Raw genomic sequence first — 23,011 nt, forward strand, 5'->3', positions numbered from 1 at the left:
AAGGGAGCCCCTTTTAACCGCCCGCGGCCAGCACGCCCTGGAAGAAACCTCGGGCCGAGGCCAGGCAGAACGGCGGCGCGAGCGTGCCGTGGTAGGCCAGGGTGACGGCCTGCCGCTTGTCGGCGTCGCTGCCGGGGGTGTTCTGCGCCAAGGTGCTCTTGGCCTGCGCGAAGCCGGCGCGCGCGGTGGAGTAGGCGTCGGTGGTGGCCGTGTCTTCCAGGTCGATCACCGTCAGCGCGGCGGCGGGCATGCCGCGGGCACGAAAGTAGCCGGCCGTGGCGCGGGTGCTCAGGAAGTTCACGGTCGGGTCGTTGGCCCCGCCGCACATCAGCACCGGCCGGGCCGGCAGCCAGTTGCGCAGATCGTTGGCGCGCGCCGCCCTGCGGAAGCCCACGGCCGGCCTGCAGTCCAGCGGCGAGGTCGTGCTGAGCGAGCCAGCCGTGGCGGGCAGCGCATTGCCGGGGCAGGGATTTGCCAGGACGTCGCCGGCGGCCTGCGTCAGGTAGGTCTGGCGGATCAGGTGGTTGGCGCCATAGAAGATCGACAGCTCCGGGCTCACCGGTCCCGGCGTTGCGCCGGCGGGAAACAGCGCAAGCTGCGGCAGCTTGCCATTGGCATACAGGGTGGTGAGGGGCGTCAGGCTCGGCAGCAGGGTGTCGATGCCGGTGGCGTACTGCGCTTCGTAGATGTCGGCGGTGTTGCCGTACACGTCGCCGAACTGCTGCTGCCAGCTGGCCGAGAGCAGCGGCACGAAGAGCGTGCTGCCGAGCGCCGGCCAGCCCAGGAAGGTGTAGTCCGCCAGCAGGCCGATGGCCGACGGAGCCGAGAGCGGCGCCGACGCCGTCACCGCCTTGCCCGTGGCCTGCATCTCGCGGTGCGCCGCCATCGCGACGTAGCCGCCCTGCGAATAGCCGGTGATCAGCAGCGAGCCAGCGTCCGCCGCATCGATGCCCGAAAAAGTCTTGCGCGCCGCCGTGAGCGCATCGACCATGTCCTTGCCCTGCTGGTCGCCATTGAGATACGGGTGATAGGGCAGCGTCGATTTGTCGTAGCCCGCATAGTTGGGTGCCACCACGATGTAGCCTTGCGCCGCGAACATCGCGGCGATGGTCAGGCCTTCGCCTGCGGCCGGCTGGGTCGAGTCGGTCCACTTGGCGAGGTTGTAGTTGCGGGCGGCAGTGGTGCCGTGCGCATACAGCACCACCGGACGCGCGCCATTGCAGGCCACGTCGGCCCCTGACGGCAGCATGATCGCGGCCGTCGCGTTGGTGGCCTCGCCCTTGCCACCCACCGTGCGGTACTCGAGATAGCGCACCTCCACCCCGCACTTGGGCGTGCCGGCCACCTGCAGCAAGGCCTTGCCTTGGTCGCTGGCCTGCAGGTTGGTCCTGAATTGGTCGGCCGTCAGCTTTGCGGTCTGCTCGGGCGGATCGGTGACGACCGATCCGCGGCCGGTGTCGCCGACCGGCGGCGGAAACCCCACGCCGATGCCGCCACCCCCTCCACCGCCACCGCCACCGCAGGCGGCCAGCAGCAAGGTGACGCCGGCGAGCGCCGAAAGCCGATACAGCGGAGACGAAAGTTGTCTTTGGGGCTGGTTCAAGGCGTGCCTCTTGATGTTTTGTCAGTCGGACCGAACGGGCGTCCGATTCTGTGCAGCGCCATGCCCGGGCGCAAGCGGCGCGTATACCTAGAGAAGTTTTCAGTACACGGCCGCCTCCGGATCGGCCGCCGGCCGGCGGCTCAGTTGTCCTGAGAAGCCCAGTCGACCAGCGCGTCGAACGCGGCGCGCGCAGCCCCCGCGTTCTCGCCGTTGGCAATGGCCACCAGCACGTAGCGCCGGCCGCTCGCGCCGTGCACGTAGCCGGCCACGCCGGCCGAATCGCGCAGCGAGCCCGTCTTCAGGTGGGCCGCGCCGCCCGAGCGCAGCGCGCGCTTCCTGAGCGTGCCGTCCACGCCCGTGGCGGGCAGCGACGACACCAGTTCCGGCATCACCGGCGAGCGCCAGGCCACCTGCAGCATCTTGCCGAGCGCCGCCGCGCTGATGCGCTCCTCGCGCGACAGGCCCGAGCCGTTGTCGAACACCGGCGGCGCCTCGCCGGTGCCGATGCGGTCGCGCCACCACTGGCCCAGTGCGCTGCGCGAGGCCTCGAAGCTACCGCGGTTCTTCTGCGTGAGCCCGATCGTGAGGAACAGCTGCTGCGCCATCACGTTGTTGCTGTACTTGTTGATGTCGCGCACCACCTCCGCGAGCGGCGGCGATCCGAATTCGAAGGCCGGCCGGAGGCCCGCTGGCACCCGGCCTTCGCGCATCTGGCCGCCGACGCGGCCGCCCATCTCGGCCCACAGGCCGCCCATGGCGCGCAGGCCGTAGGTGCGCGGGTCGGCGTACGCCACGGCCCAGCTTTTTTCGCCGCAGGCGGCCGGAAGCGCACCCGTGAATCGGATGCGGTTCGGATCGCTGAAGTCGGGCTTGATTGCCGCGCGCCAGTCGCCGCATTCGCCCGGCGCGAGCGCCACCGTGGGCTGCATCGACACGCTGGCCAGCGGCGGCTCGTAGCTCACGCGCGCCTGCTGGCTGCCGCGCTCGGGCGTGAAGATCATGTTGACCGACTTGAAGTTGACCAGCAACGCGTCGGGCGAGGCGTTGTAGGGCCGCAGCGGCTCGCCGTCGAAGGCGCCGGGGTCGTTCTCGATCGTGTTTTCGAAGGCGCTGCGGTCGAGCACGATGTCGCCGCTCACGGTGGTGATGCCCAGCCCCTGCACGCGCCGCAGCAGCAGCCACGCGCGTTCCAGCACCAGCTTGGGATCGCCCTGGCCCTTGATGTAGAGGTTGCCGTTGAGCACGCCGTTGCTCACCGTGCCGTCGATGTAGACCGGGGTGCTCCAGCTGTAGGCTGGGCCCAGCATGTCGAGTGCGGCATAAGTGGTGACCAGCTTCATGATCGACGCGGGATTGACCTGCACCTGCGAGCGCCAGGCCAGCCGCGGCGGGCGCACGCCGTCGGCATCGGCCACCAGCATCGTCACCGAATCGCGCGGCACCTTGGCGCGCGCGAGCGCGGCCTCTACTTCGGTCGGGAAAGCCTGCTGGGCAAAGGCACTCGAGGCGGCCCATGCGGTCAAGGACAGGGCGCAGGCAGTACGAAGGAAGGAGCGGCGAAGAAGAAGCATCGGCCGATTATCTCGACGCGAAAACATGCAATTGCGCGTGATAGAGCAGCATCACGGTCTTGGCGTCAACGATGCGCCCGTCCGCCACCATGGCCAGCGCCTCGTCGATGCGCAGTTCGAGCACTTCGATATCTTCCCCTTCCGCAGCCAGGCCGCCGCCTTCGCCGATGCGCATCGAAGGCTCGTATTCGGCAATGAAGAAGTGCAGCTTCTCGGTGACCGAGCCCGGGCTCATGAAGGCTTCGAGGATCTTCTGCACCGCGCCGAGCCGATAGCCCAGTTCTTCCTCCACCTCGGCGCGAATGCGCTCCTCGGGGGCGGCGTGGTCGAGCAAGCCGGCCGCCGCCTCGATCAGCAGGTCGCCATGCCCGTTGACGAAGGCGGGGTAGCGGAACTGCCTCGTCAGGAGCACCGTGCGCTGCGCCAGATTGTACGGAAGCAGCGTGGCGCCGTTGCCGCGGTCGTAGGTTTCCCGGTGCATGCGCTGCCACTGGCCGTCGTTGCGCCGCCAGTCGAAGGCGGTGGTCTTCAGCGTGTACCAGTTGTCGGAAAGCAGGGTGACTTCGTGCACCCGGACGCGGTCGTGAAGTGTCATGGCGCGCAGCTTATGTGTAAATTCGTGCAAAAACAAGAAAATTCGTGCAATCGACCTCCTCGCCCGCTACCATCGACCGATGCTCACCCGCCAGCGCAAACAACACATCCTCTCGGTCCTGCAGCGCGACGGCAACGTTGTCGCCAAGTCGCTCAGCGAGGCGCTTTCCCTGTCGGAAGACACCATCCGCCGCGACTTGCGCGAACTGGCGGCCGAGGGCCTGTTGCAGCGCGTGCATGGCGGCGCGCTCCCGCTCGCCAGGGCCGAAGCCGATTTCGCGGGTCGACTGCAACTCGCGACCGCGGAGAAGGTGGCCATCGGCCGCGCCGCGGCGCGGCTGGTCCGGCCCGGGCAGGTGGTGTTCATCGACGGCGGCACCACGGCCGTCCAGCTGGCGCGGCACCTGCCGAAGACCCTGCGCGCCACCATCGTCACTCACAGCCCGTCGGTCGCGGTCGAACTGGTGGGCCATGCCGACGTCGAGGTGATGCTGATCGGTGGGCGCCTCTTCAAACATTCGATGGTGGCGGTGGGTGCGGCGGCCATGGACGCCATCTCTCGCATCCACGCCGACACCTGCTTCCTGGGCGTGACCGGCGTGCATGCCGAGGCTGGGCTGACCACCGGCGATTCCGAAGAGGCGGCGATCAAGCGCGCCCTCATGGCGGCCGCGGCCGAGACAGTGGTGCTGGCGTCATCCGAAAAGATCGGCGCCGCTTCGGCCTGGATGGTCAATCCGGTATCGGCGGCCACCAGCATCCTGGTGGCGCCGGAAGCGCCGGAGACTGCGCTGGCGCCGCTGCGCAAGGCCGGGCTCGACATCCTGCGCAGCGCCGACGGCTGATTGCCGCATTCGGCGCCGATTCGCCCCTGATCGGCGCGGCCAAGGGCGGGCCCTCGATAATCGGGGAATGCCCGCCCCGCCCCGCCTCTCGCCCCGTACGCTCGGTATCGGCGCGGCCGTGGTCACCGTGCTGGTCTGGACGGCCTTCATCGTGATCGCCCGGGCCTCGGCCGGGCGCTCGCTCACCCCGTTCGACCTAGCGCTAGCGCGCATTTGCGGCGCCAGCCTGGTGCTGGTGCCCTGGGGCGCCTGGATGGTGATGAAGGACCTCCGGAAAAAGGACGGTACCACCGCCTCCTCGCTTTTCGGCCTCTCGCCCCTGTCGCTGCGCGTGACAGCCGGCGCCGGCATTCTTGGTGGCGTTTTCTATGCCGCGCTGGCCTACAGCGGCTTCTTCTTTGCGCCGGCCGGCCATGCCTCGGTGCTCATGCCCGGCAGCCTGCCGTTGTGGACCACGCTGCTGGCCGCGCTGGTGCTGCGCGACCGCATCACGCCCGGCCGCGCTTTCGGGCTGGCGCTGATCGTGGCCGGCGATCTGGTGGTCGGCGGGCGCAGCCTGCTGCACGCCTTCGAGGGCGGCGAGGTCTGGAAGGGCGACCTGCTTTTCATGTCGGCCGCGTTCTGCTGGGCCTGCTACAGCGTGGTGGCACGCCGCCATGGACTCGACGCCGTGCGCGCGACCATCGCCATCACCGTCTTCGCACTGCTGACCTACGTCCCCGTCTACAGCCTCTTGGTGGCGGGCGGTGCGGTCGCGAGCCGCATCGGCTCCGCGCCCTGGGGAGAGGTGGCGTTCCAGATGCTGTTCCAGGGCGTGGGTTCGGTGGTCATCTCGGGCATTACCTTCACGAAGATGATCCAGTACTTCGGTCCGGTGCGCAGCACCATGATCACGGCGCTGGTGCCCGGGCTCTCGGCCTTCGGGGCGGTGATCTGGCTGGACGAGCCGTTGCAGTGGAACCTGATTGCCGGCCTGCTGCTGGTGACCGCCGGCATCCTTTTCGGCGTGCAGAAATCGGCAGCCGGCGCGCGCCATGCCGCGATGCCCGCGGTTCCGGCCACCGCCATGGGACGACGCGATGCCTAAGCTCCTGGCTTTCGACACCAGCACCGAACACCTGTCCGTGGCGGTGCGCCACGGCGAACGCCTGGTTACTCACAGCGGTGCCGGCGGCGCGCAGGCGTCGAGCACGCTGATCCCGCTCATCCTGCAATTGCTGGCCGAGGCCGGGCTCGAACTGGCCGCGCTGGACGCCATTGCCTTCGGCCGCGGACCGGGTTCCTTCACGGGTCTGCGCACAGCCTGCTCGGTGGCGCAGGGCCTGGCCTTCGGCTCCGGCGTGCCGCTGCTGCCGGTCGACACGCTGCTGGCCGTGGCCGAGGAAGCCCGCCACACTTTCGGCGCCCGCCAAGTGGTGGCCGCCCTGGATGCCCGCATGGACCAGCTCTATGCCGCGCGCTACGACTTCGACGGTGACGGTGCGCTCGGTGCCCTGCAAGGCAATGGCGGCGAGCCGCTGCTGCTCGCACCTGAAGCGCTCGACGTGCCCCCCGGCTGGTGCCTCGCCGGCAACGCCTTTGCCGCCTACGGCCCCCGCCTGGCGCCCGCCGCGGCGCGCCATGAAGTCCTGCCGACCGCCACCGCCATGCTCCGCCTCGCGCCCGCGCTGCTGGCCGCCGGCCGCACGGTGGATGCGGCACATGCCTGGCCGCTCTATGTTCGCGATAAAGTGGCGCAAACGACCGATGAGCGCGCTGCCATCAAGGCAGCTGCCGTCGCGGTTTCACCTGCTGCCAGCAAGTCATGAGCGCCGCGCCGGGCCGCCCCAAGCAAGCTCGCATCGCAGTGCGAAGCACGGAGGTAATCCAATGAGTGCCGTTCTTCAGCCCGTAGAAGCCCGCCTCGAACCGCTCACCGTCGAGCGGCTCGATGCGGTCTGCGCGGTCGAGCAGACGGCCTACAGCCATCCGTGGACGCGGGCCAACTTCATCGACTCGATGGCGGTGGGTTACCACTGTCAATGCCTCTTGGCGCCCGTCTCGGTGCCCGAACTGGACACGCCGGTGACGATGCTCGGCGAAACGCTGATCGGATATTTCGTCGCCATGAAGGGCGTGGACGAAGTGCACCTGCTCAACTTCACTGTGGCGCCGGCGTTCCAGCGCCAGGGATGGGCGCCCCTGATGCTCGCCGCGCTGACCGGCTGGTCGCGTGGCGAAGGCGCGCTGTGGCTCTGGCTCGAAGTTCGCCAGAGCAACCAGCGTGCCCTCGACGTCTACGTGCGCCAGGGTTTCCGCAGTGTCGGCGTGCGCAAGGGCTACTATCCGGCCCACGAAGGCAAGCGCGAAGACGCCGTCGTCATGAGCCTGCGACTGAATGAAACAGGCTCCGCCTGGGGAGCTTTGCGATGAGCGCGGTACAGACATTGAAGCTCGATGCGCGCCAGCGCGCGATGCTCGACGAAATGGGCGTGAAGGTCTGGTGGCCGATGCCCGAAGTGGCCGAGGCGCCAAGGGTTGCCGTGGAAACGAAGGCGGTTGCCGCGGAGCCGCCGCCGGTTGAAGAAACGCGCGAACGCTTCGTCGCCGAGGCGCCCGCTCCGGCCGCACGGTCCGCTGCGGCACCGGCCCCGGCGGCCCGTTCCGCGGCCGCGCCGGTCGCCCATGGCGCCGCGGTGCTGGTCGAGGCACCCCGCCGCCTTTACGCCGAGGCCGGAGCCGCGCCGGCCCTGGGCGGCTGGCTCGTCGTGGCCGACATGCCGCCCGAGGCCGACGGCCGCCACGGCGAGCCCTTTGCGGGCGATGCCGGCAAGCTGCTCGACAACATGCTGCGCGCCCTCAAGCTGCACGACGGCAAGACGCCGGTGCACCTGATGCGCACTCACCGCGGCGTGGCAGCCGGCCAGCCCGGCAGCCCCCGTCCCATGGCCGAAGCCTTCGAGGAACAGGCCGCCGCGCTGGCACCGAGCCTGGTGCTTGCCATGGGGCCGCTGGCCGCGCAAAGCCTGATGCAAAGCGGCGATCCGCTCGGCAAATTGCGCGGACGCGCCGTGCCGCTGGCATCGATCCAGGGCGTATCGGTGGTGGCCACCTACCACCCGGCGTACCTGCTGCGAAACCCCGCCGACAAGGCGCGCGCCTGGGCCGATCTCTGCCTGGCCGCTGAACAGCAAACGCCGTCGAATTAAGGGCAAGCGGGCGGGTCCTTAAAATCAGGCCCCATGACTTTCCTCGACAAGCTGGCCACCGCACAGCAAAAAAACGGTTCGTTGCTCTGTGTGGGGCTCGATCCGGAGCCAGCCAAATTCCCGGGGCAGCTCAAGGGCGACGCGGGCCGCATCTATGACTTCTGCGCGCGCATCGTCGACGCTACGGCCGACCTGGTCATCGCCTTCAAGCCGCAGATCGCCTATTTCGCGGCCCACCGCGCCGAAGCCCAGCTCGAACAACTGATGGAGCACATGCGCCGCAATGCGCCCCATGTGCCCGTGATCCTGGACGCCAAGCGCGGCGACATCGGCTCCACGGCCGAGCAGTACGCCATCGAGGCCTTCGAGCGCTATGGCGCCGACGCGGTGACGCTGTCGCCTTTCATGGGCTTCGATTCGGTGGCGCCCTACCTCAAGCATGAAGGCAAGGGCGCCTTTTTGCTCTGCCGCACCAGCAACCCCGGCGGCTCCGACCTGCAGGGCCAGCGGCTCGCGGACATCGAAGGCCAGCCTTTTCTCTACGAGCACGTCGCCAAGCTGGCCCAGGGTCCGTGGAACCTCAACGGCCAGCTCGGTCTCGTGGTGGGTGCAACCTATCCGGCGGAGATCGAACGGGTGCGCGAACTCGCGCCCACGGTGCCGCTGCTGATTCCGGGTGTCGGTGCCCAGGGCGGCGATGCGGTGGCCACGGTGCGTGCCGGCTGGCGCGCCGATGCGCCGATCATCGTGAACTCGTCGCGCGCGATCATCTATGCATCGTCGGGCGAGGACTTTGCCGCTGCGGCGAAGAACGCCGCTCGAGCTACGCGCGACGCGCTGGAAGCCGCCAAGCCCTGAAGCAAACGCTGGTCGTCAGGCGCGGCGAAGCCGGGTGAAAGCTTCGAATTCCCAGTTGCGCATGCCCAGCAGCAGCGTGTAGCCCTCCCGGTCTTTTGCCGAGAGCTTCTGGTCCGTCTGGTGCTGCTGCGCAAAGTCTTGCGCCACGCGCTGCAGCCGGTCGAGGAACGCCGGCGCCAGCGAGCGGCTGATCGAGCCGTGCACCAGCAGCAGCCCTTCGGCCGGGCCGTCGAAGCCGCCGCGGTAGTAGTCGAGCACCACGTTCTCCCGAAAGAACTCCATCACCGGGCCGTGCGGCCGCCAGCGGAAGGTCTTGGCCAGCTTCAGCCGGTAGCGGTTGAGCGGGCGCAGCTCGATGATGCCGATGCGGTCCAGCTGCGCGAGAAAGCCGATGCACTCCGCCTCGCTGATCCGGTACGAGGACACGATCTGCTCCAGCGTCCACTGGCTCAGCACGCTGATCGCCACCAGCAGGAGCTTCTTGTCCTTGACCACCGCTTTTTCCTGCTCCTGCGTGAGCTCCTTCAGGAGCGGCTGGGCGTCGGCCACGCGGCGCGCCAGCTCGGCAAAGTCGATCTTGAGCGCGCGGCAGATGGCGTCGACGCGGGAAAGCGGCATGTCGCTCTTGGCCAGCATGCGCTTGACGCTGGATTCGGCCATGTCAAGCGACCGTGCCAGGTCGGCATAGGTCATGCGGGCGCTCTTGAGTTCGTTCTTCAGGGCTTGGACGAGGTCGACAGTGGTGCTCATGAAAGTAGCTTGCTGGCAAGGGGGTATTAAATGAAGATACCGAAAGGTGTGAATTAATGCCTCGTATCGATTCTCGATGCCTGTAGAGAGGCTGGCAACTAAATTCCGCGACTCGTACCACTCACCCCACGAGGACCGCCATGCTCCCGCCCACTCTCAGCCGCCGCGAACGCGGATTGCTCTTCACCTTTGCACTGCTCGCGCTGGCGGCCCTCTTCGGGCCCGAACTGCCGGCTGCGGACGTGGCGATCGCCTCGGTGTTTGCCGACGGCCGCGCCTGGAACGGCCTGCCCAATGCGATGGACGTGCTCAGCAACCTGCCCTTCGCACTTGTGGGCTGCTGGGGCCTGTACCGGCTCCACCGGATCGACCGCGCCCATCAGCAGGCGTTGGCCGAATTCCCGCTGGCACCGCCGGCCAATGATCCGCCGGACAACACGCTCGACTGCGCCTGGCTTTTCTTCGCGGGGCTGATTGCCACCGCCGCGGGCTCGGCCTTCTTTCACCTGATGCCCGACGCGTCCCGGCTCGCGGCCGACCGGGCCGGCATGGCGGTGGCGTTCGCCGGCCTGATCGGCATCGCGGTCTGCGAGCGCGTGAGCCAGCGTGCCGGCTGGCCGGCGGCCTGGTTCGTGCTGGCAGCCGGCCTGCTGGCGGTCGAGGTGTTCCATGAAAGCGGCAATGTCCTGCCCTGGGCGATCGTGCAGTTCGGCGGCATGGCGGTGGTGCTGACGCTGGCCCTGGCCACGCCGATGCGCGGCGCCGTCGGACTCAAGCTCGGCTGGGTGATCTTCTTCTATGTGCTGGCCAAGGGCTTCGAGCTGGCCGACGAGCCGATCTACGAGATGTCCGGGCAGCTGATCTCCGGCCACAGCCTCAAACACCTGGCCGCATCGCTGGCCGGCCTGCCGGTGCTCGCGGCGCTCAGGAAGCTCGATATCGGCTGGCGGGCAACGTTGCTGCGGCACAATCCCGACGCAGCCGCCCTGATATAGGCTCGCCCCCAGTCTTCGCGCACTTCGTGTCGCTGCGCCAACCCCCTACCGGGGGCAACACCAGAGGACCGGCGGAGCCGGATCCTCGGTGTTTCACGAAGGAGCGGGAGCAGTGACTTGAAAAACAAGAGGAGATGTTTCGAATGACAACCCCCGCCGCTGCTGCTGCCGCCACTGCGCCTCACGAAGCGAACGCGCACGCCAACCAGTTCGCGCTTCTCGGGCAGCGGCGCTTCGCGCCTTTCTTCTGGACGCAGTTCGCGGGCGCGGCGAACGACAACCTCTTCAAGTTCGCCTTCACGGTCATGGTGACCTACCAGCTGCAGCTGAGCTGGATGCCGCCGGCCATGGCGGGCCTGGCCATCGGTGCGCTGTTCATCCTGCCGTTCCTGCTGTTTTCCGCCACCGCAGGGCAGCTCACCGACAAGTTCGACAAAACGAAGATCATCCGCTTCGTGAAGAACCTCGAGATCGCGATCATGCTGCTCGCGGCCTGGGGCTTCGTCAGGGCCGACGCGGTGGTGCTGCTGGGCTGCGTGTTCCTCATGGGCCTGCATTCGACGCTGTTCGGGCCGGTCAAGTTTGCCTACCTGCCGCAGGTGCTCGATGCGCGCGAACTCACGGGCGGCAATGGCATGGTGGAGATGGGCACCTTCGTCGCCATCCTGCTCGGCCAGGTGGCCGGTGGGCTGCTGGTGGCCTTGCCGCAGGTCGGCCACACCACGGTGGCCGTGGCCTGCGTGCTGCTGGCACTGGTCGGGCGCGGCGTGGCGCAGGCCATTCCACCGGCGCCCGCCACCGACCCAGGGCTGGTGATCAACTGGAACCCGTTCAGCGAGACCTGGCGCAACCTCAAGCTCGCGCACGGCAACATCGTGGTGTTCCGGTCGCTGCTGGGCATCTCGTGGATGTGGTTCTTCGGCGCGGTGTTTCTGAGCCAATTCCCCAGCTTTGCGAAAGAAGTGCTGCACGGCGACGAGCAGGTCGCTTCGCTGCTGCTGGTGGTGTTCTCGGTGGGCATTGGCATCGGCTCTCTGCTGTGCGAGACGCTGAGCCGCCGGCAGGTGGAAATCGGCTTGGTGCCGCTGGGCGCCATCGGCATGAGCGTGTTTGCCATCGACCTGTACTTTGCGTCCCGCGCGCTGCCGCCGGTCGCGGTCATGGGGCTCGGCGCCTTCGTGAGCCAGGCCGCGCATTGGCGCGTAATGGCCGACCTTGCGCTGCTGTCGCTCTTTGCAGGCCTGTACAGCGTGCCGATGTACGCGCTGATCCAGCTGCGCAGCCAGCCCACGCACCGCGCGCGCATCATCGCGGCCAACAACATCCTCAATGCGCTGTTCATGATCGGCAGCTCGGTCATCGCGGGCGCACTGCTCGGCGCCGGCTTCACGATTCCGCAGATCTTTTTATTCACCGGCATTGCCAACGCGGTGGTGGCGTTCTACATCTTCATGCTGGTGCCCGAGTACCTGCTGCGCTTCATCGCGTGGATGCTGTCGCACTTCGTCTACCGCTTCGAGATCAAGGGCGACGAGCACATTCCGACCGAAGGCGCGGCGGTGCTGGTGTGCAACCACGTGAGCTTCATCGATGCCATCCTGCTGATGGCCGCGAGCCCGCGTCCGATCCGCTTCATCATGGACCACCGGATCTTCAAGGTGCCGGTGCTGGGCTGGCTGTTCAAGCTGGCCAAGGCCATCCCCATCGCGCCGCAGAAAGAAGACCCGGCGGCCTACGAAGCCGCCTTTGCCAAGGCGCTGCAGGTGCTGCGTGAAGGCGACCTGCTGGCGATCTTTCCCGAAGGCGCCATCACGCGCGACGGCACGCTGCAACCCTTCAAGGGCGGTGTGATGAAGATCATCGAAAGCGCGCGCGCCGAAGGCATCGAGCCGCCGGTGATCCCGATGGCGCTGACCAATCTCTGGGGCTCGTACTTCAGCCGAATCGAGCTGCGCGGCGGCCAGAACGTGGCCATGGCCAAGCCGTTCCGGCGTGGCTTCTACAGCCGCGTGGGCCTCAACGTCGGTCACGCGGTGCCGCCAGTCGACGTGCGGCCCGAGGCGCTGCAGCAGCGCGTGAGCGGCTTGCTGGCCACCTAGGCTCGGCCTTGTCGGCACGCCCGGTGCCGAAAAGTATCTTTCCAAGATACTCATAGCGGCTCAAACCAGAACTGGTTGAAGCATTTGATCCTCGCGGTGCAGGAGCGAACCATCATTCGCTCACCTTCACTACGCCGCGAGGCCTTCATGCAACCTTTCTCATCCACCACCGTTTCGATCCAGCGCGACACGCGGGCCTGGCAGTTCCAGGCCTGGGCTTCGTTCGCCGTTGCCGTGTTCCTGTGCGCCACCGGCTTGAGCTGGCTGCCGGGCGAGGCGCTGGACCGTACGTTCATGGTGATGGGCTACGTGTTCTGCCTCAGCACCGCGTTCATGCTGGCCAAGTTCGTGCGCGACAACCAGCATGTTGACGCCGGCGGCGCCGCGGGCCGCGACGTGCCGATGTGGCGCCTTGTGGTCTGGGGCAGCTTCTTCACCGCCATGGGCCTGACCGGCTGGGGCCTGCTCCGCATGGAAATCAACGACGCCTACAAGGCCTTCCTGGGCGTGAGCTGGCTCTTCCTGATCAGCTCGGCCTTCACGCTGGCCAAGACGCTGCGCGACCGCCACGAAGCCGACCTGATCGAAGCGCGCCTGCAGGGCCGCCGTGCCGCCCGCCAGGAAGCCGCTGGTGCTTCCGCCTCGGCCGAATGAGCGCCGCTTTTCCGCTGCTTCACGCCAACCCGCACATCAACAACGAAAGACCGTCATGAAAAAGTCGATTGCTTCTCTTCTGGTCGCCGCTTGCACTGCATTCGCCAGCGCTACGCTTCCTCTTCATGCACAGGCCCAGACCCGCGGTTCCGAGGCTTCGGCCGCACTCTCGCTGCTCCCCGTGGCCTCGGTCGTGGGCGCCGCTTCAGCCGTGGGCGCCTCGGCCACGGCGGTGATCGCGGTGCCTGCCGCGCTGTCGGTGGGCGGCTCGATGCTCACGGTGATTGCGGTCGAGGCTTCGGCCGACGGCACCGTCTATCTGCTGGAACGCGCCTCGGATGGCGCCCGCGCCAGCGTCAAGGTGATGGGGCGCGCGGCCAATGGGGTGTCTGCGGCGGTCGGCGCGGGCGTGCTGGTCAGCGTGATCGGCACGGGCATCGTGCTGTCGGCCGCGGGCGAGGTGCTGGCCTTCGTGCCCAACGCGATCGGCCGCGCACTCTTGCACAACGAGAGGCTGTCATGAAGCGCGCGCTTGTTCCTATTCCCTCGCTGCTGCTTGCGCTCGCGATCGCCCTGCCGCTGCAGGCGCAGGCCGGCCGCTCCTGCGAGCAGGCGAAGCCGACGGCGGAGTTGATCGTCAAGGGCATGCAGTTGGCGGAGCGCACGTCGCAGCAGCTGGATGCCAGCGGGGCGCGCGTCGTGCTGCTGGCGCGGGCCGGACAAGACCTCAGCAAGTACGGCCTTCGCTATTCGCACCTTGGCATTGCCTACAAGACCGATGAAGGCCCGTGGCGCGTGGTGCACAAGCTCAACCAGTGCGGCACGGCCGAGGCCGCGGTGTACCGGCAGGGGCTCGGCGAGTTCTTCCTCGACGACCTGTGGCGCTACGAAGCGGCCTGGGCGGTGCCTACGCCGCAGGTGCAAACGCAGCTGCTGGCGGCGCTGCATGAGTCGCCGTCGCGCATCGTGCGGCTGAACATTGCGCCCTACAGCATCGTGAGCTACGTCTGGGGCCAGAAGTACCAGCAGTCGAACCAGTGGGCCGTCGAGACGCTGGCCGCGGCCATGGAGCCCGCCACCATCGGCAACCGCACGCAGGCGCAGGCTTGGATGCAGTTCAAGGGCTACGAACCGACGACACTGCGGCTCGGCCCGCTCACGCGTCTGGGCGGCCGCGTGGGCTCGGCCAACGTGGCCTTCGACGACCATCCGAACGACAAGCGATTTTCGGACCGCATCGAAACGGTCACGGTCGATTCGGTGTTCGCGTGGCTGCCGCGTGCGGGGCTGGGTGCGGCGCCGGTGGCTTTCAAGCTGTAGTTGCACGCGGGGCGTTCGCGCTTCGAGAAGAAGAAGAGGAAAAAAAATGAGCAAGTCATTGCGTCTGTCCGAAAAGTGGTTCCGCCGCGGCCTGTGGCTGGTGGCCCTGGTGTTCGCGAGTTTCCTGATCGGGCTCGGCGGCACCGTCGTGAACGACCTGCCAAAGGTCGAACGGGCGCTCGAGCTCGACGATTTCATCGACCGAGCCGCGGCCAGTCCATTGCGAAGCACCATCAAGGCGTCGGAAGAAACCGAGCTGGTCGCCACACGGGAGCTCGAGCAGGTCCGCTTGCAGCTCACGGCCGCGCAGCAGGCCAGCGCCAACGGCCGCGAGACTTTCGGCAACTGGATTGCCACGCGCCGCGCCACCGCGCAGCCCGACCAGGACCCGGAGCTGATTGCGCGCACCAGATCGCTCGATGTGCTCAAGCAAAAGGAGGACGAAGCCCAGCGCAAGGTGGCTGCGCAGCGCCAGATCGTGCTCGATGCGCGGCAGGCTGAGCAGCGCGCCCGCGAATCGCTGGCGGTGCTGGAGCGCACCGCCCAGGAGAAGCTGTTGGCCGAGTACCGCCGCGTCGAGCTGCGCGTGTTCGGTTACCGGCTGGCGCTCACGCTGCCCTTGCTGGTGGTGGCGGGCTGGTTGTTCGTGAAGAAGCGCAAGGGCACCTACTGGCCTTTCGTCTGGGGCTTCATCTTCTTTGCGCTGTTCGCTTTCTTCGTCGAGCTGGTGCCTTACATGCCGAGCTACGGCGGCTATGTGCGCTACGTGGTGGGCATCCTGGCCACGGTGCTCGTGGGGCGCTATGCCATCGTCGCGCTGAACCGCTACCTTGCGCGCCAGAAGCTGGCCGAGCAGCAGCCCGACCAGGTGCGGCGCGAGGAACTCAGCTACGACACCGCGCTGGTGCGGCTCGGCAAGAACGTGTGTCCCGGCTGCGAGCGACCGGTGGACCTGAAGAACAACGAGATCGACTTCTGCCCGCATTGCGGCATCGGCCTGTTCGACCATTGCGGCCAGTGCGAAACCCGCAAGAGCGCGTTCTCCAAGTTCTGCCATGCCTGCGGCACTTCCGCTGCGCCGCGGGCACCGCTCGCATCGGCCGCGGGGACTGTGGATTCGTTCACACCCGGCGCACCGGCTCAGCCCGCCGTGTAGCGGAAGCGCCGCACCAGCGTGCTACAACGTCCGGCTGCGACACCGACGTGGCCGCGGGTTTTCAGTTTTCAACATTGATGGAGCACACGCATGAGCATTTTCGGCAGCATTCTTTCCAAGATCTTCCCGTCCGCAAACGCCGCCAACGCACCTGCGGCTGCTCCGGCACCCGCCCCCGCGGGCGCTCCGGCCGCGGCGGCGCCGCCGCCCGCCATCACGGTGGTGGACGTCGAGGCCCTGCTCGACGGCATGCCCGGCGCGAGCAGCCTGAACTGGCGCACCTCCATCGTCGATCTGATGAAGCTGCTCGGTCTGGACAGCAGCCTCGACGCACGCAAGCAACTGGCTGCCGAACTCAGCTACGGCGCGGATACGAGCGACAGCGCCAAGATGAACATCTGGCTGCATCGCCAGGTCATGACCAAACTGGCGGCCAACGGAGGCAAGGTTCCGGCCGAACTGCGCGACTGATCGACCACCCCTCGAAGCAAGAAGCCCGGCATGCCGGGCTTCTTGCTTTTGGGGAGAGGGCGCGAGAGGCTCAGGTCCAGCCGGCATCCACCACGAAGTCTTGCGCGGTGCACATTTTCGAATCGTCGGCGGCAAGGAAGAGTGCCATGGCGGCAATGTCCTCGGCCATCACGCGGCCCGGCAGGCACTGGGCCGCGTCGATCTCGGCGCCCGACTCCGGCTTCACCCACAGCTTGATCTGCCGCTCGGTCATGACCCAGCCCGGCACGATCGAATTGACGCGGATGTTTTCTTTGCCCAGGTCGCGCGCCAGCGAACGCGTGAGGCCGCGCGCCGCGGCCTTGCAGGCCTGGTAGACCGGGTAGCCCCGGCCCTTGATCATCCAGCTGATCGAGCCGAAGTTGATGATCGAGCCGCCGCCCAACGCGCGCATGTCGTCTGCCACGGCCTGCGCGGCGAAGAACTGGTGCTTGAAGTTGACCGCCACCAGGCGATCGAAGTCTTCGCTCGTCACGTCGGCCATGTCATGGCGCCGGTCGTTGGCGGCGTTGTTCAGCAGCACGCCGATGGGGCCGAACTGCGCCCGAACCGCGGCAATGGCGGTGGTGAGCTCGGCGGTGTCGGTCACGTCGCATTCGCAGAACAGCGCCGGGTGGCTGCCCTGCAATTGGGATGCGAGCGCGCGGCCCGCGGCAGCGTCGAGGTCGCAGAAGCCGACCTTCGCGCCCTGGGCGTGGAACGCCCGCACCAGCCCTTCGCCGATGCCAGTGGCACCACCTGAAATGAACACGGTGCGGCCGGCCAGCGAGGAATAGCGGGCGCTGTACGCGGTTGGTGAAGAAGAAGCGGTTGTCATGCCTTTTAGCGTAGCGGATGAACGCGTTGGAGTGCACCCGGTTTACTCCTGCATACCTCCGGCGTACGTGTGGCGTATGGCTTCCGGCATGTGGGCAAGGGGCGCTTGCGTGGCTACGCTTGCCGCCCATGAACATCCTCTATCGCCGCCGTGCAATGACCGGCCTCGCCGCCCTGGCGCTTGTTCCCCTGGCGCTCGCCGTGCGGCCGGCGCGGGCCCAAGCCGCGGCGTTCGTCCAGCTCTTCAAGATCGTGTCGCCGCGCGACGAGATCGTGGTCGGCGTGGAGGCCGCGCAACTCGGCACGGGCGCGGGGCCTGCTGTGCAGCGCCTAGCCGAATTGCTGACGGCCAAGGGGCAGCTCACGCTCTGGCAATACGCATCGCAGAAGGACGCCGCCGGCGCCCTGGTTCAAGCGCCGCTGCGGCAGGTGGCTGTGTTCAAGAACGAACTACTGCGCATCGAGCCCTACACGACGCCGCTGCCGGTCAAGGCGCCGGCGGCCGCCAAGTAAACAGTAGCCGATGCGTGGCGGCTACACGCCGCGTGCGCGGTCCGCCTTGAAGCGCGCCCTGAACGCCGTGAAGCCGTCCGCCTCGAGGGCTTCGCGGATTTCGCGCATCAGGTTCAGGTAGTAGTGCAGGTTGTGGATGGTGGTAAGCATCGGCCCCAGCATCTCGGCGCAGCGGTCCAGGTGATGCAGGTAGGCGCGGCTGAAGCCTTCACGCCCGCCGTCGTTCCACGCCACGCCCGACGTGCCCGCGCAGGCGTGGCAGGTGCAGCTCGGGTCGATGGGCTGCGGATCGTTCTTGTGGCGCGCGTTGCGCATCTTCAGGTCGCCGAAGCGCGTGAACAGCGTGCCGTTGCGCGCATTGCGCGTGGGCATCACGCAATCGAACATGTCGACGCCGTCGGCCACGCCCTGCACCAGGTCTTCGGGCGTGCCCACGCCCATCAGGTAGCGCGGCTTGTGGGCCGGCAGCCGATGCGGCGTGTGGCCCATGATGTGCAGCATCTCTTCCTTCGGCTCACCCACGCTCACGCCGCCGATGGCGTAGCCCGGAAAGTCCATCTCCACCAGCGCGGCGAGCGACTCCTCGCGCAAGTTTTCGAACATGCCGCCCTGCACGATGCCGAACAGTGCGTTCGGGTTCTCGAGCCGCGCGAATTCGTGCTGGCAGCGCCTGGCCCAGCGCAGGCTCAGCTCCATCGAAGTGCGCGCCTCGGCCTCGGTCGTGATGTGGCCCTTGGTGTCGTAGGGCGTGCACTCGTCGAACTGCATCACGATGTCGCTGTTCAGGATGGTCTGGATCTGCATCGAGACCTCGGGCGTGAGAAACAGCTTGTCGCCGTTGACGGGCGAGGCGAACTTCACGCCCTCCTCGCTGATCTTGCGCATCGCGCCCAGCGACCAAACCTGAAAGCCGCCCGAGTCGGTGAGGATCGGCTTGTTCCATTTCTCGAACTGGTGCAGCCCGCCAAAGCTCGCCATCACGTCGAGGCCAGGCCGCATCCACAGGTGGAAGGTGTTGCCCAGGATGATCTGCGCGCCCATCTCTTCCAGGCTGCGCGGCATCACGCCCTTGACGGTGCCGTAGGTGCCCACGGGCATGAAGATCGGCGTCTGCACCTTGCCGTGGTTGAGCGTGAGCGTGCCGCGGCGTGCGTGGCTGGCGGCGTCGGTCTTGAGGAGTTCGAAGTTCAGCATGGTCGTTGTCTTCAATCTTGTCGTTGTCGTGCCAGCAGCATGGCGTCGCCGTAGCTGAAGAAGCGGTAGCGGTGGGCAATGGCATGGGCATACAGCGCCATCACGCGCTCGTAGCCTGCAAAGGCCGAGACCAGCATCATCAGCGTGCTCTTCGGCAAATGGAAATTCGTCACCAGCAGGTCGACGTGCTCGAACGCGAAGCCCGGCGTGATGAAGATGCGCGTGTCGCCCGTGGCCTCTCCGCTCCTGGCCCACGATTCGAGCGTGCGCACGGTGGTGGTGCCGACCGCGACGACGCGGCCGCCGCGGGCCTTGCACTCGGCAATCGCGCGCTGCGTGGCCGCGGGCACTTCGTAGCGCTCGGCGTGCATCGTGTGCTCGGCGATGTTCTCGGTTTTCACCGGCTGGAAGGTGCCCGCTCCCACGTGCAGCGTGACGTTGGCGCGCTGCACGCCGCGCGCTTCGAGATCGTCCAGCAGCGCCTCGTCGAAATGCAATGCGGCCGTGGGCGCGGCCACGGCGCCCGGCACGCGTGCGAACACGGTCTGGTAGCGGCTCTCGTCGTCGGCCGAATCGGTGTGCGTGATGTAGGGCGGCAGCGGCACGTGGCCGCAGCGGGCCATCAGCGCGTAGGGATCTTCGCCCGCGGCGCTTTCAAAACCGAAACGGAACAGCGCGCCCTGCTCGTCGGGCCAGCGGCCGAGCAGCGTCGCGCGGAAGCCCCCCACCATCTCGAGCGAGGTGCCCACGGGCGGCTTCTTGCTGACCTTCATGTGCGCGACCACCTCGTGGCCCTGTAGCACACGCTCGACCAGCAGTTCGAGCTTGCCGCCGGTCGGCTTCTCGCCGAACAGGCGCGCCTTGACCACACGCGTGTCGTTGAAGACCAGCAGGTCGCACGCGCGCAGCAGCGAGGGCAGGCTCTTGAAGATGCGGTCGACCGGTGCGTCCCCCGTGCCGTCGAGCAGGCGGGAGGATGCGCGTTCGGTGGCCGGGTGCTGTGCCACCAGTTCGGGCGGCAGGGCGAAATCGAAATCGGAGAGCGTGAAGGCGCGCATGGTGCTTGAGGGCCGGACGGGCCCGTGCCAAGGAGGCATGGAAAGAAAGAAGAACAAGGCTGGAGCCGGGCAGAATTGTCCCATGCCCGCTTCCGCGAAGTCAGTGCGCCCCCAAAAGACCGCAAACCCGCCCACCGTCGCCCCAGCCGCGCCCGGCGCCGGGTTGAGCCTCGTGCAGCGCGCGCTGCGCAAGCTCGGGCTGGTGCGCGACATCGACTTCGCGCTCTACCTCCCAATGCGCTACGAAGACGAAACGCGCATCGTGCGGCTGGCCGACACGCGCGACGGCGACATGGCACAGGTGGAGGGCGTGGTGACCGAGTGCGAGGTGGTGTACCGACCCCGTCGCCAGCTGCTCGCCACCATTGACGACGGCAGCGACACCTGCCAGCTGCGCTTCTTCAATTTCTATCCCTCGCAGCAGAAGCAGCTTGCGGTCGGTGCACGGGTGCGCGTGCGCGGCGAGATGCGTGGCGGTTTCGTCGGGCGGCAGATGATGCATCCGACGGTCAAGGCGGCCGGTACTGCGCTACCCGAAGCGCTTACGCCGGTTTACTCGACGGTCGCGGGTCTCGCTCAGCCGGTGCTCCGGCGCGAGGTGCGCTCGGGCCTGGCGCGCGCGGTGCTCGACGAAACGATACCGGTGCAGATCGGCCTGCGCGGCGCCTGGGACCTGCGCAGTGCGCTGACCTTCCTGCACTATCCGACGCCCGATGTGGCGGTGGCGACGCTCGAAGACCACAGCCATCCGGCGTGGCAGCGCATCAAGGCGGAGGAGCTGCTGGCGCAGCAGCTGTCGCAGCTGCAGGCGCGGCTGGAACGCGCGGCGCAGCGGGCTCCGATGCTGCCCTCCTCGCCCGAGCCGCGGCCGACCTCGCTGCATGCGCAGTTGCTCGCTGTGTTGCCCTTCTGCCTCACGGGCGCGCAGCAGCGCGTGGGTGAAGAGATCACGCGCGACCTGGGCCGCGAGATTCCGATGCACCGCCTGCTGCAGGGCGACGTGGGCTCGGGCAAGACCGTGGTGGCGGCGCTCGCGGCGGCGCGCTGCATCGACGCGGGCTTTCAGTGCGCGTTGATGGCACCCACCGAAATTCTTGCGGCCCAGCACTTCGGCAAGCTGGTCGGTTGGCTCGATCCGCTGCTCGCCGAACGCGGTTTGCGCGTGGCCTGGCTCACGGGCAGCCAGAAGAAGAAGGAGCGCGATTCCATGTCGGCTGCGGTCGAAAGCGGCGAAGCGGCCTTGGTCATCGGCACTCACGCCGTCATTTCGGAAAAGGTGCGCTTCAAGAATCTGGCGCTCGCCATCATCGACGAGCAGCACCGCTTTGGCGTGGCGCAGCGGCTGGCCCTGCGCGGCAAGGCCGTGGGTCATCTCGAACCGCACCTGTTGATGATGAGCGCCACGCCGATCCCGCGCACGCTGGCGATGAGCTACTACGCCGACCTCGATGTGTCCACGCTCGACGAGCTGCCGCCGGGCCGTACGCCCATCGTCACCAAGCTGGTCGCTGACCACCGGCGCGACGAGGTGATCGCGCGCATCCAGGCACAGCTTGGGCAAGGGCGGCAGGTCTACTGGGTCTGCCCGCTGATCGAAGAGAGCGAGGCCGTCGATCTGCGCAACGCGACCGAAACGCGCGACGAGCTCGCCGACTCGTTGGGCCCGGCCGTCAACGTGGGGCTGCTGCATTCGCGCATGCCCACGGCCGAGAAGCAGGCGGTGATGGCGGCTTTCACCGCCAACGAAATCCAGGTGCTGGTGAGCACCACCGTGATCGAGGTGGGCGTGGACGTACCGAACGCCTCGCTGATGGTGATCGAGCACGCCGAACGCTTCGGCCTCTCGCAATTGCACCAGCTTCGCGGCCGCGTGGGGCGTGGCGCCGCGGCCTCGGCCTGCGTGCTGCTCTATGCGCCCGGCGACAGCGGCCGCGTGGGCGAGGCCGCACGCGCGCGGCTCAAGGCCATGGCCGAAACCGGCGACGGCTTCGAGATCGCGCGGCGCGATCTCGAAATTCGAGGTCCGGGCGAATTCCTGGGCGCGCGCCAGTCGGGCGCGCCGCTGCTGCGCTTTGCCGACTTGAGCAATGACGTGATGCTGCTCGACTGGGCGCGCGAACTCGCGCCCGTCATGCTCGAGAAGCATCCCGACCTGGCCCAGCGCCACATCGACCGCTGGCTCGGCACCAAGGCCGAGTACCTTAAGGCGTAGGCCGAGCCGGGCGCCTCGGCGCCGAGCGTCGTTTCCGCAGGCCGACCCCAGACAATGTCCGGTCACGGAGGCTTGCGCATAATTGACGCAAGCTATGACTCTCACCGAACTCAAATACATCGTCGCAGTCGCCCGCGAGCGGCACTTCGGCAAGGCCGCCGAGGCCTGCTACGTCTCCCAGCCCACGCTTTCCGTGGCCATCAAGAAGCTCGAGGACGAGCTCGAGGTCAAGCTCTTCGAGCGCAGCGCCGGCGAAGTGACCGTCACGCCGCTTGGCGAGCAGATCGTGCAGCAGGCGCAGAGCGTGCTCGACCAGGCCGCCAGCATCAAGGAAATTGCCAAGCGCGGGAAGGACCCGCTGGCCGGCCCGCTGAACCTCGGCGTGATCTACACCATCGGCCCGTACCTGCTGCCCGACCTCGTGCGCCAGGTGATCGCGCGCTCACCGCAGATGCCGCTGGTGCTGCAGGAAAATTTCACCGCCAAGCTGCTCGAGATGCTGCGTGCCGGCGAGATCGACTGCGCGATCATGGCCGAGCCTTTTCCCGACACAGGCCTGGCGATGGCGCCGCTCTACGACGAGCCCTTCATGGCGGCGCTGCCCACCAAGCACAAGTTCGCGGACCGCGAATCCATCACTTCGGAAGAGCTGCAGAACGAAACCATGCTGCTGCTGGGCACCGGCCATTGCTTTCGCGACCATGTGCTCGAGGTGTGTCCCGAGTTCGCGCGTTTCTCGAGCAATGCCGAGGGCATTCGCAAGAGCTTCGAGGGCTCGTCGCTCGAAACCATCAAGCACATGGTGGCCTCGGGCATGGGCGTGACGCTGGTGCCGCGCCTGTCGGTGCCTGCCGAAGCGCTCAAGCCCAAGGTCAAGGGCCGCAAGGAGCCCGAACAGATGGTGCGCTACCTGCCGGTGCGCGACGCGCAGGACCGCGATCCGCCGACGCGGCGCGTGGTACTGGCCTGGCGCCGCACCTTCACGCGCTATGAAGCGATTGCCGCATTGCGCAACGCCATCTATGCGTGCGAGTTGCCGGGGGTCAAGCGGCTCTCATAAAAAGTCGCGAACCTG

23 protein-coding genes are annotated in these 23,011 nt (G+C 67.6%); 16 read left to right on the forward strand and 7 right to left on the reverse strand.

The features are described 5' to 3' along the window. Window positions 1-13: 13 nt before the first annotated feature. The 3 genes from BLR24_RS21370 to BLR24_RS21380 form a co-directional block, all read right to left on the reverse strand. A complete protein-coding gene (locus BLR24_RS21370; RefSeq protein WP_093020556.1) occupies window positions 14-1,603 on the reverse strand; it encodes an alpha/beta hydrolase family protein in 1,590 nt (529 codons plus the stop codon). Between the two features lie 140 nt (window positions 1,604-1,743). Then, window positions 1,744-3,174 carry a D-alanyl-D-alanine carboxypeptidase/D-alanyl-D-alanine endopeptidase gene (gene dacB, locus BLR24_RS21375; protein ID WP_093020558.1) on the reverse strand — a complete coding sequence of 477 codons (1,431 nt, stop codon included), beginning with the start codon at window positions 3,172-3,174 and terminating at the stop codon, window positions 1,744-1,746. Between the two features lie 7 nt (window positions 3,175-3,181). Continuing rightward, the gene (locus BLR24_RS21380; protein WP_093020560.1) at window positions 3,182-3,769 is read right to left on the reverse strand and encodes an NUDIX hydrolase; all 588 of its coding nucleotides are present in this window, start codon (window positions 3,767-3,769) and stop codon (window positions 3,182-3,184) included. Between the two features lie 79 nt (window positions 3,770-3,848). On the opposite strand from BLR24_RS21380, the gene BLR24_RS21385 reads away from it, so the two are divergent. The 6 genes from BLR24_RS21385 to pyrF all read left to right on the forward strand — a co-directional run bounded on the left by BLR24_RS21385 (window position 3,849) and on the right by pyrF (window position 8,659). Beyond that, window positions 3,849-4,613, forward strand: a complete 765-nt coding sequence (locus BLR24_RS21385; RefSeq protein WP_093020562.1) for a DeoR/GlpR family DNA-binding transcription regulator — start codon at window positions 3,849-3,851, stop codon at window positions 4,611-4,613. A 67-nt stretch (window positions 4,614-4,680) separates the two neighbouring features. Next, window positions 4,681-5,700, forward strand: coding sequence for a DMT family transporter (locus BLR24_RS21390; RefSeq protein WP_093020564.1), 1,020 nt, complete (start codon window positions 4,681-4,683; stop codon window positions 5,698-5,700). Next, on the forward strand, window positions 5,693-6,421 hold the full coding sequence (gene tsaB, locus BLR24_RS21395; RefSeq protein ID WP_093020566.1) for a tRNA (adenosine(37)-N6)-threonylcarbamoyltransferase complex dimerization subunit type 1 TsaB: 729 nt from the start codon (window positions 5,693-5,695) through the stop codon (window positions 6,419-6,421). Before BLR24_RS21390 ends, tsaB begins: the two co-directional genes overlap by 8 nt. A 61-nt stretch (window positions 6,422-6,482) precedes the next feature. Further along, window positions 6,483-7,025 (forward strand): ribosomal protein S18-alanine N-acetyltransferase, encoded by a 543-nt coding sequence (rimI, locus tag BLR24_RS21400; RefSeq protein ID WP_093020568.1) that lies wholly within the window; start codon window positions 6,483-6,485, stop codon window positions 7,023-7,025. Further along, window positions 7,022-7,801 (forward strand): uracil-DNA glycosylase family protein, encoded by a 780-nt coding sequence (locus BLR24_RS21405; RefSeq protein ID WP_093020570.1) that lies wholly within the window; start codon window positions 7,022-7,024, stop codon window positions 7,799-7,801. The genes rimI and BLR24_RS21405 overlap by 4 nt, the downstream gene beginning before the upstream one ends. Before the next feature lie 33 nt (window positions 7,802-7,834). Beyond that, the gene (gene pyrF, locus BLR24_RS21410) at window positions 7,835-8,659 is read left to right on the forward strand and encodes an orotidine-5'-phosphate decarboxylase (protein ID WP_093020572.1); all 825 of its coding nucleotides are present in this window, start codon (window positions 7,835-7,837) and stop codon (window positions 8,657-8,659) included. A gap of 15 nt (window positions 8,660-8,674) precedes the next feature. Here pyrF and BLR24_RS21415 read toward each other — a convergent pair whose 3' ends face one another. After that, entirely contained in the window at window positions 8,675-9,409 is a 735-nt protein-coding gene (locus BLR24_RS21415) for a helix-turn-helix domain-containing protein (protein ID WP_055807781.1), read from the reverse strand. Between the two features lie 140 nt (window positions 9,410-9,549). Between BLR24_RS21415 and BLR24_RS21420 the strand changes: the two genes are divergently transcribed. The 7 genes from BLR24_RS21420 (at window position 9,550) to BLR24_RS21450 (ending at window position 16,104) form a co-directional block, all read left to right on the forward strand. Then, entirely contained in the window at window positions 9,550-10,404 is an 855-nt protein-coding gene (locus BLR24_RS21420) for a hypothetical protein (protein WP_093020574.1), read from the forward strand. A gap of 143 nt (window positions 10,405-10,547) precedes the next feature. Then, window positions 10,548-12,503, forward strand: a complete 1,956-nt coding sequence (locus BLR24_RS21425; protein WP_093020576.1) for an MFS transporter — start codon at window positions 10,548-10,550, stop codon at window positions 12,501-12,503. Window positions 12,504-12,650: 147 nt separating this feature from the next. Further along, complete coding sequence (locus BLR24_RS21430) at window positions 12,651-13,157, forward strand: YiaA/YiaB family inner membrane protein (RefSeq protein ID WP_093020652.1); 507 nt, start codon at window positions 12,651-12,653, stop codon at window positions 13,155-13,157. A 55-nt stretch (window positions 13,158-13,212) separates the two neighbouring features. After that, entirely contained in the window at window positions 13,213-13,680 is a 468-nt protein-coding gene (locus BLR24_RS21435) for a hypothetical protein (RefSeq protein WP_093020578.1), read from the forward strand. Next, the gene (locus tag BLR24_RS21440; RefSeq protein WP_093020580.1) at window positions 13,677-14,477 is read left to right on the forward strand and encodes a DUF2145 domain-containing protein; all 801 of its coding nucleotides are present in this window, start codon (window positions 13,677-13,679) and stop codon (window positions 14,475-14,477) included. The genes BLR24_RS21435 and BLR24_RS21440 overlap by 4 nt, the downstream gene beginning before the upstream one ends. A gap of 46 nt (window positions 14,478-14,523) precedes the next feature. Next, window positions 14,524-15,633 (forward strand): zinc ribbon domain-containing protein, encoded by a 1,110-nt coding sequence (locus BLR24_RS21445; RefSeq protein ID WP_093020582.1) that lies wholly within the window; start codon window positions 14,524-14,526, stop codon window positions 15,631-15,633. Window positions 15,634-15,723: 90 nt separating this feature from the next. Next, a complete protein-coding gene (locus tag BLR24_RS21450) occupies window positions 15,724-16,104 on the forward strand; it encodes a DUF3597 domain-containing protein (RefSeq protein ID WP_093020584.1) in 381 nt (126 codons plus the stop codon). Window positions 16,105-16,174: 70 nt separating this feature from the next. Here the strand turns inward: BLR24_RS21450 and BLR24_RS21455 are convergent, their stop codons facing one another. Beyond that, entirely contained in the window at window positions 16,175-16,960 is a 786-nt protein-coding gene (locus BLR24_RS21455; RefSeq protein WP_093020586.1) for an SDR family NAD(P)-dependent oxidoreductase, read from the reverse strand. Between the two features lie 128 nt (window positions 16,961-17,088). Here BLR24_RS21455 and BLR24_RS21460 point away from each other — a divergent pair, with 128 nt between their 5' ends. Next, window positions 17,089-17,472 carry a hypothetical protein gene (locus BLR24_RS21460; RefSeq protein ID WP_254787485.1) on the forward strand — a complete coding sequence of 128 codons (384 nt, stop codon included), beginning with the start codon at window positions 17,089-17,091 and terminating at the stop codon, window positions 17,470-17,472. A 21-nt stretch (window positions 17,473-17,493) separates the two neighbouring features. Here BLR24_RS21460 and tgt read toward each other — a convergent pair whose 3' ends face one another. After that, on the reverse strand, window positions 17,494-18,666 hold the full coding sequence (gene tgt / locus BLR24_RS21465) for a tRNA guanosine(34) transglycosylase Tgt (protein ID WP_093020588.1): 1,173 nt from the start codon (window positions 18,664-18,666) through the stop codon (window positions 17,494-17,496). A gap of 11 nt (window positions 18,667-18,677) precedes the next feature. Then, window positions 18,678-19,724: a tRNA preQ1(34) S-adenosylmethionine ribosyltransferase-isomerase QueA gene (gene queA, locus BLR24_RS21470; RefSeq protein ID WP_093020590.1), complete on the reverse strand. Its 1,047-nt coding sequence runs from the start codon at window positions 19,722-19,724 to the stop codon at window positions 18,678-18,680. A gap of 82 nt (window positions 19,725-19,806) precedes the next feature. Between queA and recG the strand changes: the two genes are divergently transcribed. Continuing rightward, complete coding sequence (gene recG / locus BLR24_RS21475; protein ID WP_093020592.1) at window positions 19,807-21,936, forward strand: ATP-dependent DNA helicase RecG; 2,130 nt, start codon at window positions 19,807-19,809, stop codon at window positions 21,934-21,936. A 94-nt stretch (window positions 21,937-22,030) separates the two neighbouring features. After that, complete coding sequence (locus BLR24_RS21480; RefSeq protein WP_093020594.1) at window positions 22,031-22,996, forward strand: LysR substrate-binding domain-containing protein; 966 nt, start codon at window positions 22,031-22,033, stop codon at window positions 22,994-22,996. Window positions 22,997-23,011: the final 15 nt, after the last annotated feature.

The sequence above is a fragment of the Variovorax sp. OV700 genome (assembly GCF_900099805.1).
Classification (GTDB): Bacteria; Pseudomonadota; Gammaproteobacteria; order Burkholderiales; family Burkholderiaceae_C; genus Variovorax.